General features: G+C 36.1%; 14 protein-coding genes and 1 pseudogene. 3 read left to right on the top strand and 12 right to left on the bottom strand.

Annotated elements, in window-relative coordinates; all coding sequences use genetic code 11:
• Positions 1-75 precede the first annotated feature (75 nt).
• Positions 76-2004: a 1-deoxy-D-xylulose-5-phosphate synthase gene (gene dxs, locus QWY86_RS11295; protein ID WP_290242117.1), complete on the bottom strand. Its 1929-nt coding sequence runs from the start codon at positions 2002-2004 to the stop codon at positions 76-78.
• A 182-nt stretch (positions 2005-2186) separates the two neighbouring features.
• Here dxs and QWY86_RS11290 point away from each other — a divergent pair, with 182 nt between their 5' ends.
• Together QWY86_RS11290 and glyA are read left to right on the top strand one after the other, a co-directional pair.
• Positions 2187-2930 (top strand): segregation and condensation protein A, encoded by a 744-nt coding sequence (locus tag QWY86_RS11290; protein ID WP_290242388.1) that lies wholly within the window; start codon positions 2187-2189, stop codon positions 2928-2930.
• A 63-nt stretch (positions 2931-2993) separates the two neighbouring features.
• Positions 2994-4265, top strand: coding sequence for a serine hydroxymethyltransferase (glyA, locus tag QWY86_RS11285; protein WP_290242115.1), 1272 nt, complete (start codon positions 2994-2996; stop codon positions 4263-4265).
• 219 nt (positions 4266-4484) lie between these two features.
• Here the strand turns inward: glyA and QWY86_RS11280 are convergent, their stop codons facing one another.
• The 8 genes and pseudogenes from QWY86_RS11280 to QWY86_RS11245 form a co-directional block, all read right to left on the bottom strand.
• Complete coding sequence (locus QWY86_RS11280; RefSeq protein ID WP_290242113.1) at positions 4485-5858, bottom strand: beta-helix domain-containing protein; 1374 nt, start codon at positions 5856-5858, stop codon at positions 4485-4487.
• 13 nt (positions 5859-5871) lie between these two features.
• Complete coding sequence (locus QWY86_RS11275) at positions 5872-6591, bottom strand: ComF family protein (protein WP_290242110.1); 720 nt, start codon at positions 6589-6591, stop codon at positions 5872-5874.
• Positions 6592-6814: 223 nt separating this feature from the next.
• The gene (gene rlmN, locus QWY86_RS11270) at positions 6815-7876 is read right to left on the bottom strand and encodes a dual-specificity RNA methyltransferase RlmN (protein WP_290242108.1); all 1062 of its coding nucleotides are present in this window, start codon (positions 7874-7876) and stop codon (positions 6815-6817) included.
• A 1-nt stretch (position 7877) separates the two neighbouring features.
• A pseudogene (locus QWY86_RS11265) lies at positions 7878-7991 on the bottom strand (type II toxin-antitoxin system YoeB family toxin); the annotation flags it as partial.
• Between the two features lie 142 nt (positions 7992-8133).
• Positions 8134-8337 (bottom strand): DUF2683 family protein, encoded by a 204-nt coding sequence (locus QWY86_RS11260; RefSeq protein ID WP_290242106.1) that lies wholly within the window; start codon positions 8335-8337, stop codon positions 8134-8136.
• Positions 8338-8451: 114 nt separating this feature from the next.
• Positions 8452-9426 carry a 23S rRNA pseudouridine(2604) synthase RluF gene (gene rluF, locus QWY86_RS11255; RefSeq protein ID WP_290242105.1) on the bottom strand — a complete coding sequence of 325 codons (975 nt, stop codon included), beginning with the start codon at positions 9424-9426 and terminating at the stop codon, positions 8452-8454.
• A 71-nt stretch (positions 9427-9497) separates the two neighbouring features.
• Complete coding sequence (locus tag QWY86_RS11250) at positions 9498-10058, bottom strand: DinB family protein (protein ID WP_290242102.1); 561 nt, start codon at positions 10056-10058, stop codon at positions 9498-9500.
• Positions 10059-10555: 497 nt separating this feature from the next.
• Positions 10556-11245, bottom strand: coding sequence for a helix-turn-helix transcriptional regulator (locus QWY86_RS11245; RefSeq protein WP_290242099.1), 690 nt, complete (start codon positions 11243-11245; stop codon positions 10556-10558).
• 126 nt (positions 11246-11371) lie between these two features.
• On the opposite strand from QWY86_RS11245, the gene QWY86_RS11240 reads away from it, so the two are divergent.
• Positions 11372-13849, top strand: coding sequence for an ATP-binding protein (locus QWY86_RS11240; protein ID WP_290242098.1), 2478 nt, complete (start codon positions 11372-11374; stop codon positions 13847-13849).
• 286 nt (positions 13850-14135) lie between these two features.
• Here QWY86_RS11240 and QWY86_RS11235 read toward each other — a convergent pair whose 3' ends face one another.
• From QWY86_RS11235 to QWY86_RS11225, 3 genes are all read right to left on the bottom strand, one after another.
• Positions 14136-15467 (bottom strand): sigma-54-dependent transcriptional regulator, encoded by a 1332-nt coding sequence (locus QWY86_RS11235; RefSeq protein WP_290242096.1) that lies wholly within the window; start codon positions 15465-15467, stop codon positions 14136-14138.
• Between the two features lie 68 nt (positions 15468-15535).
• Positions 15536-15844: a hypothetical protein gene (locus QWY86_RS11230; protein WP_290242094.1), complete on the bottom strand. Its 309-nt coding sequence runs from the start codon at positions 15842-15844 to the stop codon at positions 15536-15538.
• A gap of 100 nt (positions 15845-15944) precedes the next feature.
• Positions 15945-16259, bottom strand: coding sequence for a hypothetical protein (locus QWY86_RS11225; RefSeq protein WP_290242093.1), 315 nt, complete (start codon positions 16257-16259; stop codon positions 15945-15947).
• Positions 16260-16649: the final 390 nt, after the last annotated feature.

Below are 16649 nucleotides of genomic sequence, written 5' to 3'. Positions count from 1 at the left end.
TTAATAACATCACGTAAAAGAAAACCCCATCAATTTATTTTTGATGGGGTTTTCTTTTTATAGCGTTTAAAGGGATTATCCTGCCAAGCTATCGGTTATACGTTTTTCACTAACCTTCTTCACTGCATTAATTATTGAGGCTTTATCATAACCACACTCAGCCCAAAGCTCCGGCTGTTCTCCGTGTTCGATAAATTCATCAGGAATACCTAAACGAATAACATTTGCATTGTAGTTATGATCTGCCATAAATTCTAAGACAGCAGAACCAACGCCTCCTTGTAAAGAACCATCTTCTATTGTAATCACATGCTTATATTTAGCAAAAACCTCATGAAGCATTTCTTTGTCTAATGGTTTAACAAACCTTAAATCGTAGTGTGCCGGGTAATGTCCTTCGCTGTTTAATTCAGTGCAGGCTTCAACAGCAAAATTGCCAACATGGCCGATTGTCAGAAGTGCAACATCTTCACCATCACAAATTTTTCTTCCTTTACCAATTTCTAAAGCTTTGAAAGGTCTTTTCCAATCTGGCATTACGCCATTGCCACGAGGATAACGAATTACAAACGGACCAATGTTATCCTGCTGTGCAGTAAACATCAGGTTGCGCAATTCTTCTTCATTCATGGGTGATGATATCACAAGATTTGGGATACAACGCATGAATGAAATATCGTAAGCACCATGATGCGTAGCACCATCAGCGCCAGCTAAACCAGCTCTGTCTAAACAAAATACCACGTTAAGCTTTTGAATGGCGACATCATGTATTACCTGATCGTAAGCTCTTTGCATAAAGCTAGAATAAATATTACAGAAAGGTACAAGTCCTTGTGCAGCCAAGCCAGCTGAAAATGTAACGGCGTGTTGTTCTGCAATACCAACGTCGAATGCCCTGGTTGGCATTGCTTTCATCATAATATTTAATGATGAACCTGAAGGCATAGCAGGTGTAATACCCACAATTTTATCGTTTGCCTCAGCCAATTCTACCATCGTATGTCCAAAAACATCCTGGTATTTTGGTGGTTGTGGCTTATCTGGAATACTCTTTTTTATTTCTCCGGTAATCTTATCAAAAAGACCTGGAGCATGCCATTTGGTTTGATCCTTTTCTGCTAAAGCAAAGCCTTTACCTTTTACGGTAACACAATGCAACAACTTCGGACCAGGAATATCTTTTAAATCCTTTATAATTGCAGCCAAACGTTTTACATCATGCCCATCAACAGGACCGAAGTATCTAAAGTTTAGTGCTTCAAATAAGTTACTTTGTTTAAGTAAGGTTCCTTTTATGCTTTTCTCAATCTTTTTAACATACTTATGTGCATTCGGACCAAGTTTTGAAAGTCCGGTTAATACCTGAGAAATGTCATCGCGGAAGCGATTATAAGATTTTGATGTTGTAATGCTTGTTAAGTATTCTTTCAATGCTCCAACATTCGGGTCGATAGACATGCAGTTATCGTTCAAAATAACCAAAACATTGCTGTTTTCGATGCCTGCATGGTTTAAGCCTTCAAAAGCTAAACCTGCTGTCATTGCGCCATCGCCAATAACGGCAACGTGTTGCCTGTCTGTTTCTCCTTTAATTTGTGAAGCTACAGCCATACCCAAAGCGGCTGAAATAGACGTTGAAGAGTGACCAACACCAAAAGTATCGTACTCACTTTCGCTTATTTTAGGGAAACCACTAATACCTTTGTAAATACGGTTTGTGTGGAACAAATCACGTCTGCCGGTTAAGATTTTGTGACCGTAAGCCTGATGGCCAACATCCCAAACTAACTTATCGTAAGGTGTATTTAGAGCGTAATGCAATGCTACAGTTAATTCAACAACACCAAGGCTGGCGCCAAAATGGCCACCATTAACACTTACAACATCAATAATGTATTGACGAAGCTCCTGGCTTATTTGTTCCAGGTCAGCTTCGCTAAACTGTTTTAAATCAGTAGGATAGTTAATTTTTGATAATAGGGGGCCAGCTTTTACTTGCATTTAATATTTTGGGTAAAAAACAAGATACAAAGAAAGGGATTTTTGTTCTAATATTTTAGAAAAAAAAGTTCAATAAGTACAACAATTAAATATATAGAAAATGGACTCCTTTGATATTTAAAATCTTGATTCTGATAAATAGTATCAAAAATTATTGCGTTTTGATTATGTTTGTTTTGAAGATGCAGGCAGAAAATTTTGAAATTAAACTCCCCGTATTCGAAGGCCCCTTCGATTTGTTACTATTTTTTATAGAACGTGATGAACTTAACATTCAGGACATAGAAATCGCAAAAATTACGAATGATTTTCTGGCTTACATCCATCAATTACTTGCGCTAAACGTTGAGCTGGCGAGCGAATTCATTTTGGTAGCGGCAACCTTAATGCGGATTAAATCAAAAATGTTGCTTCCTCGCATTGAGATTGATGAGGCAGGAAATGAGCTTAATCCGGAGCAGGATTTAATTGCTCGCCTGATTGCCTACAAACAATTCAAGTCCGTTTCAGAAGAATTAAAGATTTTTGAAGATTTACGAATGCAGCAGGAGCGCCGAGGTAACATAGAATATGATTTAACTTTAGCTGCCGAATCGTCAACTCATCAGGATGAATTGCTATCCTTAGATTTATATAAACTTTTGATGGTTCACCATCGTACGATGCAAAAGTACGATTTACGCAGTCAGGAGGTGAAGCATACCGTTGTACAATATCCTTACACCATCGAACAGCAAAAACACTTTATCGCGAATCTTTTGGATATTAATAAGCAGATAGATTTTGCCATGGTGCTTAAAAGTTCGGAGAATAAGGTTCATTTCGTTTATAATTTCCTCGCAATTTTGGAAATGCTTCAACAACAAATCGTTGAAATAAACATTGGCAGCGGTTTTAATAACTTTAATGTAAAAGCATTGGCCTAATTCAGCCTTATTTACCTTGTAATTTCTTACTTTTGCCAAAAAAATAACAAACCTATTTTAAGGATGAAACGTGATAACCAAATTTTTGAACTCATTGATAAAGAATTAGACCGCCAAGAGCATGGTTTAGAACTTATCGCATCAGAAAACTTTGTAAGCAAGCAGGTTATGGAAGCTGCAGGCTCGGTATTAACCAATAAATATGCTGAAGGCTTGCCAGGTAAGCGTTATTATGGTGGCTGCCAGGTTGTAGATGTGGTAGAGCAAATTGCAATTGATAGAGCAAAAGAATTATTTGGTGCTGCATGGGTTAACGTTCAGCCACATTCTGGCGCACAAGCAAATGCTGCGGTTATGCTTGCTGTTATTCAACCAGGCGATAAAATTTTAGGTTTCGACCTTTCACACGGTGGTCACTTAACACACGGTTCTCCGGTAAATTTCTCTGGTAAATTATATCAGCCATTATTTTATGGTGTTGATAAAGAAACAGGTTTAATCGATTACAAAAAACTTGAAGAAGTTGCATTAGCAGAAAAACCAAAATTAATTATTTGCGGTGCTTCGGCTTACTCACGCGAGTGGGATTATGCATTCATTCGCTCGGTTGCAGATAAAATTGGTGCATTGGTTTTGGCTGATATTTCTCACCCTGCCGGATTAATTGCTAAAGGTTTATTGGCAAATCCACTTCCTCATTGCCATATCGTAACCACAACTACGCACAAAACTTTACGTGGTCCGCGTGGTGGTATGATTATGATGGGACAAGATTTCGAAAATCCATGGGGATTGAAAACGCCAAAAGGTGAAATTCGTATGATGAGTAACCTGTTGGATATGGCTGTTTTCCCTGGAACTCAGGGTGGTCCGTTAGAGCACATTATTGCAGCAAAAGCAATTGCATTTGGCGAAGCTTTAAGTGATGAATATGGTGTTTATATTAAGCAGGTTGCGGCTAATGCACAAGCAATGGCTAAGGCTTTTGTTGCTAAAGGATACGGTATTATTTCTGGTGGTACGGATAACCATTTAATGTTAATCGATTTAAGAAATAAAAACATTACTGGTAAGTTAGCAGAAAATGCTTTAGAGAAGGCAGAAATCACTGTAAACAAAAATATGGTTCCTTTTGATGATAAATCACCATTTGTAACATCTGGTATCCGTGTAGGAACTGCTGCGATTACAACTCGTGGTTTAAAAGAAGCCGAAATGGAAAAAATTGTTGATTTAATCGATCAGGTTTTAACAAATCCAGAAGATGAAGCTAACTTAAATGCTGTAAAAGCTGAAGTTGTTAAATTAGTGAGCGCTTTTCCGCTTTATAAATAATTAATAGCCTTAATGGTTAACGAGCCTTGCATTAATTTGTAAGGCTCTTTTTGTTGGAAGAAATACGAGATTCGCTCCGACTATCATCCTGAAAAATCCTGCCTAAAAAAGTAAAGGGCCGATATTCTAAAAGAAATATCGACCCTTACCATCTAAATTAACGCTCTCGAATATATAAACGTAAGTCAATTAATTTTGTTTTGAGAAATATGAAAAAAATTATTTTTTCTCGTAACAGCCTAAAGTCGATGGAAAGGTTCTATTGTTGTTTTTTAAGTCTTTGCTTAAATAAATATTATAATATTCGTCTGTAGTGAGGCTAATTCCCTTTGCTAAAGCCGGACTGCCAGAAGATAATTCAAAATTTTCTTGAGTTGTAAATAAAAAATGTGGGTCAACATTTGTAGTATTGTTGCTTGTGTTGTAGTTATTGCTTGTGGTTTTAATCAAGTTATTAACTATGGTTAACTCATTTGCTGCATTTGTTTTCTTCTGTATATCCAATTCATTGTTTAAGCTTCCCCAAATAATGTTATTGGTTAAATTTAATTGCAGTTTATTAAATGATGTAGCTGATATATAATCAGAAAACGTTAATGCAGCATTTTTTCTGGGAAAGTTTGGATTATAGCCTGCAAAAGTATTTTGTTTTAAGTTATAATTTCCTCCGCCAATTGCATATATCAAGTAATTGCCACAGTTGTACATCAAATTATTAAAAGCTAATAATTCTGAATGATAACCTATAAACGCAGCAACCTGCATATTTTTAATGATGGTGTTGGCTACAATAAGCTTCGGATTTGAAGTATTAGACAATGAATCGGAAGTGATGCCTACGGATGCATTTTTAATTACAGCATTATTGATGATTCCGTTACCAAAACGTTTCATATAAATACCTTGCCATTGCCCGGGTTGGTTGGCGTAAATGTCTTCCATTCTGTCGCTGCTAAAAAGAATAGGTTCACTGGCTGTGCCATTTACACTTAGTTTACCTTCAACATTCATCACCGCATCCTTATGGAAATAAATTTTTGTGCCTGGTGATACTGTTAATGTTGCATTGTTATTAATGGTAATGGAGCCGGTTATGATATAAGGAAAACCCTTATACCAAACAGTATTGCTGTTAATGGTTCCGTTATTTATAAAAATTGCATTTTGCCCATAAGCAATAAGTTGTATCGCCTGGCGGTTGCCATTTGATTGAATTATTATTGAATCCTGAATGATGAAAGGATTGGTTCTGGTATCAGGATTTATGTTTACCCTTACAAATATATTTAAAGAATCTTGACCGTTGATTTTGATGTTTGGTTTACTGTTTGTGCTTTGGCCATTGATGTTTAGGCTAAATGGTGATGTATTACCTCCAGAAAGTGAAATGTCTGTAATATTTATTGCATCATTATTTCTGTTGATGATTTTAACTGTTTTAGTAATCGAACCAACCGTTGTGAATAAAGTATCGAATAAAACAACCTGCTGCGATAAGCTTAGTTTTGCATTGGGATCTGCAGTTATGTATTCATCTTTTCTACAAGAAGAAACAAGGAGTGTAAATATTAAATAATATAATACAAAACGCATAACTCAAATATAATTATTCTGCGAATGCTAATGCTGCAATGCTTACTTTTTCTGCGCCATTTTCTAATAAAGCATTTGCACAGGCTTCGAGCGTAGCACCAGTTGTAATTACATCATCTATAAGTAGTATATGTTTACCTTTTATTACATCAGGATTGGTAATTCCAAATACATCTTTCATGTTTTCGTACCTGCTGTATCGACTTTTCTTGGTTTGGCTCTCTGTTGAGGTTATTCTGACTAAGGTATTTTCATCCAGTGGAACATTCATCTTTTCAGATATCCCTTCTGCAATAAACGTGCTTTGGTTGTAACCTCTTATTCTAAGCTTTTTCTTGTGTAATGGCACAGGGATTATTAAATCAATATTTTCATAGATTGGACTTTTGTTTAACCTATCGCCAAGCATGTTTCCAAGTAAATTACCAACTTCTGTTTTATGGTTATATTTTAAATTGTGTATCAGGTTTTGAACTTTTGCACCTTTTCTGAAGTAGAGCATGGCCATTGCACCATGAAGTGGCAACCTACCCCATAATTGCTTAGCTACCCTATTTTCTTCGTAAATGTGATAATCGGTAAAGGGCAAATCGTACAAACAGTGGGTGCATATTAAATGCTCATTTTGAAAAAGTGAAATGCCGCAGGCGTTACAAAGATTTGGAAATAATAAGCCAATTAAATCTGTGCTCCAGCGATAAAATGGGGATTTTTTTGCTTTATAGATTTCCATAAATAATTTGGTTAGTGGATTACCTAATTAAATATAGTATTTCTTTGGAAATTTAAGGCGATGAACCTTTAACAATTTGCAACCTTAAATAGTTGTAATTGCAGAAGTTATTTAAACCTGATGGGAATGGCAGCCCCCGATTTTTGTTTAAAAATTGGGGCTATAATGTACAGCAGGACGAAACGCAAATTTGTGTATTGTCCTTGCTTTTCTAAAAATTAAGTCAGGCTTTGGCTTCTTCCTTAACGGCTAACTGACCGCAGGCTGCATCAATATCTTTACCACGGCTGCGGCGAATATTTGTATTAATGCCCTGACTTTTCAAGTAGTTTGAAAAAGCATCGATTTTATCGCCATCGGCATTTGTAAAATCGGCAAAAGAAATTGGATTGTATTCGATAAGGTTTACTTTGCAAGGAATATGCTTGCAGAATTTGGCCAGTTCCATTGCATCTTCAAGCTCATCGTTAAAATGGTTAAAAACGATGTATTCGTAAGTTACAGGATTTTTAGTTTTAGCGAAATAATACTTCAACGCTTCGGCTAAAGATTTTAACGAATTAGCCTCATTAATTGGCATTATTTCATTTCGTTTTTTATCATTTGCAGCGTGTAATGAAAGTGCAAGGTTGAATTTTGCACCATCATCGCCAAGTTTTTTAATCATTTTAGCGATACCTGCAGTAGAAACCGTGATGCGCTTGTAGCTCATGTTTAAACCATCGGGTGCGGTGATTCGTTCGATTGATTTTAACACATTGGCGTAATTAAGCAAAGGTTCGCCCATGCCCATGTACACAATGTTGGTAAGCGGATTATTGTAATTTTGCTTTGCTTGTTTATCAATTAAAACAACCTGATCATAAATCTCATCGGCATTTAAATTACGTTTACGTTCCATATAGCCAGTTGCGCAGAATTTACAAGTTAAACTGCAACCAACTTGTGAACTTACACAGGCCGTCATACGGTCTTCAAGAGGAATTAAAACGCCTTCTACAATATTACCATCGGCTAAACGGAAAGTGTTTTTTATGGTATGATCGTTACTGAACTGCGAATTATTAACCTGAACGGCATTAATGGTAAAGCTTTCATCTAATGCTTTGCGTAAATCTTTAGAAAGATTACTCATGTCATCAAATGTAGTTGCCGATTTCTCCCACAGCCACTGGTAAATTTGCTTAGCCCTAAAGGCAGGTTGTTGCATCGTCGTTAAATGTTGCTGCAACTGTGGCAAATCTAATGAGCGGATGTCTATTTTTTTCAGTGGTTTTTCTAACATTTTATTTATCGCCGTAATGACCCATAGCTGCTATAATGAAAACAGTAACAATGTTTTCCTCAACTTTGTAAATTAATCTATCTTTTTGATTTATTCTTCTTGACCAGAAACCTGATAATTCATTCTTTAATAATTCAGGATTACCACTACCAGTGTAAGGCGTTTCAGAAGTTCTTTGAGAATTTTTTCAATCTTCTTAATACTACCTTTATTTCCTGATTTATAATGTTTTTCTAGATGATTTTGTGCAAGTTCTTCTATTTTAAGCCTAAACTTCCCCATACGTCATCTGGATCTACGGTTTTGTAATTGCCTTTTTTTTCGGCATTTTTAATGATTTTTACAAACTCTGGATTGTAAGGGCTTTTTTTAGTTTCTATATTAACCTTCAAAGCTTTAGCTATTGCTTTTAAGGCAGCTAATTGCTCTTTAGTTTCAGGGTGCATAATTAATGTTTCCATAGGTTAAATTTTATTCTGGCAGAGAATAGTACAAAGGTACTTAAAAAAGGCATTAAGCTAAAATTGAAAAGCTAAAAGACTATAAATCAACAGTTAATTTTACAATTTGTTGGCTTATCTTCCTCTTGGTCTGGTGTTTGATTTGCCTGTAGATTTACCTTTTGCGGGTCGTGCATTTCTGCTCGAAGAATTACTTTTCTGGTTTTGTTTAGTCGATGAATGACCAGAGTTTTTTTTGCTTCCTGATTTTTGCGCAGATTTTGATGGCTTAGAGTATTTTAATGGACGTTCAGATCGTAATTCAGGAATTTCTTCCCAAGTATTTGTATTCTTTTTAGGTTTTGAAGAAGATTTTGGTTTCGCTTCTGATGAAGATTTTTCGACGCTCTTCATAATCGTTTCCATTTCCGATTCTGTAAATTCTCTAAATTCTCCGGTTGGTATGCCCTTTAAATTGATATTCATAATTCGGGTGCGTTCCAACTTGGTTACTTCATAACCGAAATGTTCGCACATTCTGCGGATTTGCCTGTTTAAACCTTGAATAAGTATAATGTTAAAGGAAAAGGTTGTTAACTGCCTAACTTTGCACTTCCTGGTGTTAACACCTAAAATAGGCACTCCGTTACTCATTTCGAAAATAAAATCTTCAGTTACCGGTTTATTTACGGTAACCACGTATTCTTTTTCGTGGTTATTTCCTGCCCGAAGAATTTTATTTACAATGTCGCCATTATTTGTAAGGAAGATTAAACCTGAAGAATCTTTGTCGAGCCTGCCGATTGGAAATATTCTTTCGCTGTAATTAACATAATCTACAATATTATCACGAACGCTGCTTTCGGTTGTACTGGTAATGCCAACAGGTTTGTTAAATGCCAATAAAACGAAATTGCTTTCTTCTTTTGGCTCGATGTTGTGACCGTTAACCATAACTCTGTCGCCTGCAAAAACCTGGTCGCCCACCTTTGCTCTTTTGCCGTTTATAAAAACATTCCCACGTTCAATAAATCTATCTGCCTCGCGACGAGAACATAATCCGCTTTCGCTTATAAACTTATTTAATCGTGTTGCAGAAGTGTTTTTCATGCTGCAATTTTACGGAAATTAATTGTGTAATTAACCACAGCATAAATTTGAAATTACGCTGTGGCTAAAATTTAGAAGGATGGGAAATCGGCCGTTGGTCCGTAGCTCTGTGGTACAGGAATATCTAATAATCGTAAATAGACACCTAATTGTGCTCTGTGGTGCGCTGTTTGACTAAAAGCGATGCGAATCATCTCGTACCTGGTAGAATCTGATAAAATTTGCTCACCCATGCGTAAAACCCATCTTTCGCTTAAGCTTTCTTCTTTGGCATTCTCCAGCTCTGTTTTACCAATTTTATAGCTGGCTTCTAAAATTTTTAATAAATCTTGAGCGCTATCAATTTTTTTCTCCTCATAAGGTGCAGTTGCAAAATCCAATTCGTTGGTGGTTAGTGCTAAAGAAATCCATTCTGATAACTCGGCAACGTGGCTTGCCAATGATTTAAGTTTCATGCTTTTTTCGTGAGGTGCCCAATCAAATTTATCTGCTGGTACAGCTGCCATAAATTGTTTTGAAGTGTTGAACTCCATTTCAAGTTCTTTTAATAATGCTTTGATAATATCCATATTTTGTTGTTTTGATTTTTCTTTTGTGTTGATTTCCATTAATAGTAAGTCGGCTAAGCTCATGATGTTTGAGGTTTGTTTACACAAAGAAAATAGTGCGGAGTGACAACCCTATGGCAGTGTAAAAAAGAATGTCATTTTTTTAAGGATTATTAATTTCTGCTTTTGAATATTTTACTCTTATGTCCTAGCCGGACGGGCTTTTTTCTTTTGACAATAAAAGAAACAAAATTGCCGGCTGAAAATTTTTGTATTAAAGTTAGTAGTTTGGCTTTGATAATGCTTTCCCAATCCCGTACGTACGGGATGTTAGGCCGGTTTAAAGTAGAAAGGAGATGTATTACTTTGGCTTAGCTAGGTAGGAATACAAATTTCAAAGATTTTGGTTTATAGTTTGGTTAATTAATGCGCTTGGTTTTTGCCTTGAATAGGATAACAATCTGCGCCACCTAAACCTGACTTAGTGAAAAACCCGGAGACCGAAGCATGAGGTTGAGGATTTGGAACGAGGGCAGGACTATCTTAAGCGAAAAGGTACTGTAACTGCTTTCAAAAAAAAATCAAAAATCAACCGGTAACATCGTCATATAATCGCTTAGCGGCATGTGTACTTCTTTAGTAAACGGCCTTTCGAGGTTTTTGAGGCAGATTATCCTGGTTAGGTTAAAGTCGCGGTATTGATTGCGCAAATGGCACCACCCAATTAAATGCCAGCTGAAAGCATAAAAAATTAAACCAATTGGTTCAACATGGCGCTTGCTTGGTTCAGCTTTTATATTTGTATATTCAAGTTCTATAATGTGCTTATCGGCTATTGCAACCTGAATTAATGAAAGGTAACCATAATTAAACCTCAACCTTTCTGGTGTTTGAAGTTTAATGTGTTGATTCATGATCTCCAGTTTTTCCTTCTGGTTGTTTTTTAAAACAGCCTTCACTTTTGTTAAAGCTGTAGCATAATGCGAACGGATAGAATTATCAGCAAACCCGGTAACCAAAGTTTCTACAAGGAGCAAGGCATTTGCTTCATCAGTATTAAAAGAAACTGGCGGGAGAAAATAGCCTTGTACTATAAAATAACCTTTATGCTGTTCGAAACTTACAGGAATGCCTTGCTCAGTTAGTGCCTTTACATCGCGGTAAACCGTTCTTACACTAATGCTAAAGCGCTCTGATATTTTCTCGGCAGTAATATATTTCCTCGATTGAAGTAAAGTTAAAATCCCGAAAAGTCTGTCGATGCGATTCATTTTGTTTGGTAAACTAAAATTAGGCAAAATTTTTAAAACGGCTTGGTATGTTATTTGTTTATTCTGCTAATGCATATGTTTTTTGGTTAAAAATTCGTTTTATCTAAAAGGCAAAATCTCTATTAAATGGCGGCCGTTATTCAAAAACGTTTCTTAAGGGCAATAAAAAGTAAAGTAATTATCGGCTTTCTATTTGCTTGTTTTGCGCTGCTCTTGGCTTGGGGTATTAGTAAATTCGCCTTTACGCGTATGCTTAGTACGGTTGAACAAATTTCTGCACCAAACGATAGGCTCAGACTTGTAAACGAGCTCTCTCATAAAATTGCCAGATTAGACCAGTTACAGCGTGATGAAGCTTTTAATAAGCAAGGAGATTACAGCTTTTTAAAAGAATCGAGAAAATTGCGGGCAACGCTTGATACTTTAAAAGGTTTGTATGACGGAGATTCTTTGCAGCTGGCCAGGATAAAATCAATAAAAAATTTATTATCGGATAGAGATAAGCAATTTGTTGACTATCTAAAAGTTAGAGAAACGTTGGTTAATACAAAATCTTTCTCTGATGAGGTTAAAAAATTAAATGAACTGGTTGTTAAAAGGTCCGTCCAAACCGATAGCGCAATTTTAACAACGGAAACCACCACATCAACCACAACAGTTGCGCCCGAAGAAGAACAAAAATCAAGAGGTTTTTTAAGTAAGCTTTTCGGTAAAAAGAAGTCGGATGTTTATAAAATTATTAACGAAGAATTTAAGGTTAAGCGAGATACTTTAAATGCTAAAGCCGAAGACAGTATTATGAAAAGCATGACTGGTTCGTTGAAAAATATCGAACTGGAGCAACGTCAGAAAAGCCAGAAGTTTTTAAAACGCGAAGCTGATTTATCAAATGCCAGTAATGCCCTAACTTCTAAAATGTTGCAGATTTTACGGGAAGTTGAAGGTCAGGCGGTTACGCAAATCGATTTAAATGGCATACAAGCCAGGCAGGTTGTAAATGATGGGATTACACAGATTACGGTTATTATAATTGCTTTCTTTTTGCTCACAGTCATTCTACTATATTTTATTTTAACAGATATTACCAAAAGCAATCGCTACAGAAAAGAACTGGAGCAGGCCAAAGATGAGGCCGAATATCATGGAAAGGCGAAGCAACGCTTCCTTTCTAACATGAGCCACGAAATTAGAACGCCATTGCAATCTATTTTAGGTTATGCAGAGTTAATTGCTCAACAAGATAATCCTAAAAAGAAAGATGTAGATGCAATTTATCAATCATCCATCCATTTATTGCAAATTGTAAACGAAGTTTTAGATTATAATCGAATTATCTCAGGGGAGTTTAGCTTTAATAACCAGGTTTTCGATTTTCGAAAAATTTTAGATGAGGTTACCTCAGTAATGCGTCCTTTGGCCGAACAAAAATCTTTGCAACTGAACACAAGCCTTGATATTTCCAATATAGAATTTGTTCGGGGCGATGCCTTTAGATTGAAACAAATTTTATTTAACCTGATTGGCAATGCAGTTAAATTTACGCTTAAAGGCGAAATCAATTTATCAGTTTCGTGCAAACGCAAGGGCAACAATTTACACTTTCATTTTACAATACAAGATACCGGAATTGGTTTCGAAGAAAGCGATATCAGCAAAATATTTAATGAATTTGAGCAAATAGAATCGCCAGAAAAATATGCAATAAACCAAATTGGAACAGGCTTAGGACTTCCAATTGTAAAATCTTTAATAGAGGCACAAGGTGGACGAATTCATGTTAAGAGTAAACCATCTGTTGGCACAACTTTCAATATTTACTTAACCTACGGATATACAGAGGAGCATGTAAATGATGCGCTGGACTTAGAGCATTATGCAATCGTAAATCCGGGTATGCTTTGGATAATAGATGATGATAAATTAATCCTCGATTTATGTGGTCTCATCTTTGGGAAAAATAAGATTCCATACAAAAGTTTTAATCGGGTAAGTGATATACTTAAAGAAGAAATTCCTGAAGATTTAAAATATGTATTGATAGATATGCGTATGCCTGAGATGACAGGAATTGAATTGTGTCATCTATTAAGAAAGAAATTGCCTGCAAGCGTAAAATTCTATGCAATTACGGCACAGGTTTTACCCGAAGAAAGGGAAATGGTTTTAAGTGATGGCTTTGATGGACTGATTATGAAGCCGTTTCAGGCTGTAGATTTATTGGCCATTTTTGACAAGACTGAAATTGTTGTAGAAGAAACTGAGTTTGATTTCTCCTCAATTGAGAAAATGACTTTTGGCGACCAACAGATGCTTGAGAAGATATTGAATAGGTTTAAGTTGGATTGTATTAACGATTCACAAGAATTAACACTATATTTAAAGGAGAATAATCAAGATAAAAGTAGATTAATTGTTCACCGCCTCGCTGGCCGCACAGCCCAAATGGGTGCTAAAACGTTAGCAACTTCATTTCGTGAACTGGAACTCGAAATTGCAAACGATGGTTTGGACGAGGGCAGGGTAAAGCAAATTATGATTCAGTTAAAGAAACTAGAAAGCTTGATTGCTGTTATAGAAAACATGGAGCAGCTAGAGAAAATATAATAATTCTGTTTTAATGAGGAATCTACATCCTAATTAGCGTTTTTGGTTTTTCAACCCAACTAAGCCTAAGCTGTGAATCTTCGTTAAACATAAATCGGCCTAACAAATTTTTCGGCATCCACAGCGAAATCCAAAGAACTAACTTTAATAAAAAAACTGCGAAGCACTCATGAATACCTAAAAAACCATAAATCAGCAATGAATAATTTTAAGCCGACAGGCCTTTTTCTTTTGCTGCCAAAAAAAAAGGCCTGTACGGCCATGACAAAAATTTAACACCTCTCAATTACTCAATCCCATACCTTTCCATTTTAGCATAAAGCGTCTTCCTGTCAATATTTAAAATTTTTGCAGCTTTTGATTTATTATGCCTAACCCTGATTAAAGTTTCCGTAATCAAAGCTTTTTCGTTTTGCTCATTTACCGCCTTTAAGTCAGAAGAATTTCCGGCCGCTGTTTGCTGATTAACGGAAATCATCATTTCATCAGGCAAGGCTTCTATTTTGGCTACATCGCCTTGCGTTAGTAAAACCATTCGTTTTATAACATTGCTTAGCTCGCGTAGATTTCCAGGCCAATCGTAGTTTAATAATAACGCTTTCGCATCAGCAGATATGGTTTGCACGTTTCTATCTAAATCACGATTCGAAAGTTGTATAAAATGATTAATAAACAACTCTAAATCGCCACCTCTATCTCTTAACGGAGGCAGTTGTATTTTAAATTCATTCAAACGGTGGTATAAATCTTCTCTGAATTCGCCCCCTTGCATACTGCTTGCCAAATCATCATTTGTTGCCGTAATAATTCTAACGTCAACCTGAACTTGCTTTGTGCTACCAAGCGGTTGTATTACTCGTTCCTGCAAGGCTCTTAAAAGTTTAATCTGAACCTCGTAACTCAAATTACCTACCTCATCCAAGAATAAAGTGCCACCATCTGCGGCTTCAAACTGCCCTTTTTTATCATTCAAGGCACCAGTAAATGCACCTTTAACATGTCCGAATAATTCGCTTGCAGCTAAATCTTTTGATAATGCTCCGCAATCAATCGCAATAAAGGGTTTGTTTGCTCTTTTACTTTGCTGGTGTAAGGTTCTGGCGGCAAATTCCTTTCCTGTTCCACTTTCCCCTTGTATAATTACCGACATATCCGTAGGCGCAACTAAGGCAATGTGCCCATATAATTTATCAGCAATTGCACTCTTGCCTCTAATAAAATCGCTATCGGTAGTAGTTTGATTGGTGGTTTTATTGTCCTTTTTAGTGAGCGAATTTTTGATGACCATTAAAAGCTCATCCGGGTTAACAGGTTTTGTAATGTAGTCAAACGCACCCATTTGCATGGATTTTACCGCCGTACGCACATCATTAAAACTGGTCATGATGATGATCGGCGTAGCAAAACCTAAATTTCTGGTATGGGTAATCACGTTTAAACCTACACCATCTGGTAGGCGATAATCTATAAGTAATAAATCAAATTCTTGTGATTCGAGAAGTTTAAAAGATTGTTTTACATGCGTTACGAGCGTAACCTCATGGTTGTTTTTAGTTAAAAAACCTTCAAGTAATTGAGCAAATGTTGTATCGTCTTCTAAAATCAGGATTCTCGCCATACAACAAAAATAAGAAAAGCCGATTAAAAACCGGCCTTTCTTATATTAGGTAGATGTAATATTTGGGGTTACTGTACTGGCTTACCGTCTTTATCAATTTTAACCGAACCAGTTTCTGCTTCTTTTTTAACATTGATAAGGTAATATTCTTTTGTTCCTTCTTTAACAGCCCAAGCTTCTGTAGCTGTCCAGCCTTTATAAGCGTCAGATTTCAATGCGGTTGTAACTGGCTCTGGCAATTCTTCTAATTTAACCGGAGTTTTTGTAGTACTGTCTTGAGCTGCAACAATTGCAGTTGGTTTTAAATTAACTTCACTTGCTTGTACTGCTGTAAATCCTGCTATTGCTAATGCTGCTGATAAAATGAGCTTTTTCATAGTTTTATATTTTAAATTTAAAGTGTAGCCTACTAAAAGGCTACATTAAATGGTTAATTATGCCTTAACAGGCGATTGTTATATTTGGGTTGTGATTCGACTATTGTACCGGTTTACCGTCTTTATCAATTTTAACCGAACCAGTTTCTGCTTCTTTTTTAACATTGATAAGGTAATATTCTTTTGAACCATCTTTCACTGCCCAAGCTTCTGTAGCTGTCCAGCCTTTGTAAGCATCAGATTTCAATGCAGTTGTAACTGGCTCTGGTAATTCTTCCAATTTAACTGGTGTTTTTGTAGTGCTATCTTGAACTGCAACAATTGCAGCATTTTTTATTGTGTTTACTTCACTTGCTTGAACTGCTGAGAATCCTGCGAAAGCTAAAAATGTAGCTGATAAAATGAACTTTTTCATAGTATGATTTTTAAAATTTAATATTCGTTATAATACTTCCTATGGTTTCATAATGATGCCAAAGCTGGCACACTTTACTAGTTTATTGATAATCAGTATTTTATTTGTTTTCTTAGTTTTCGAAAGTGTTGCATTTCTCCACACATTGGGGGGAATAACAACAAATTATTAATGTTCTGAATAGGTTCACTTGATTTAGAAAAGCAGAAACACCGCAAGTATTTAAGTTTCGTCCCGTTATTTGCTATAGCCCTCGCAGAAAAAGCTCGGGGCTGCCGCTACTACCCTACCGTGTACCCACATCTTTATTTTTATTTTTGATTCATGTTTGGAACAGATTACAGTAAACTTTTTAACGATCTTAGGTTATCTAGACGAGGAGAAAGCCTA

Source organism: Pedobacter aquatilis (assembly GCF_030409415.1).
GTDB classification, from domain to species: Bacteria; Bacteroidota; Bacteroidia; order Sphingobacteriales; family Sphingobacteriaceae; genus Pedobacter; species Pedobacter aquatilis.
Note: the sequence above shows the minus strand (reverse complement) of the source record. Positions and strands in the feature narration are given on the sequence as shown.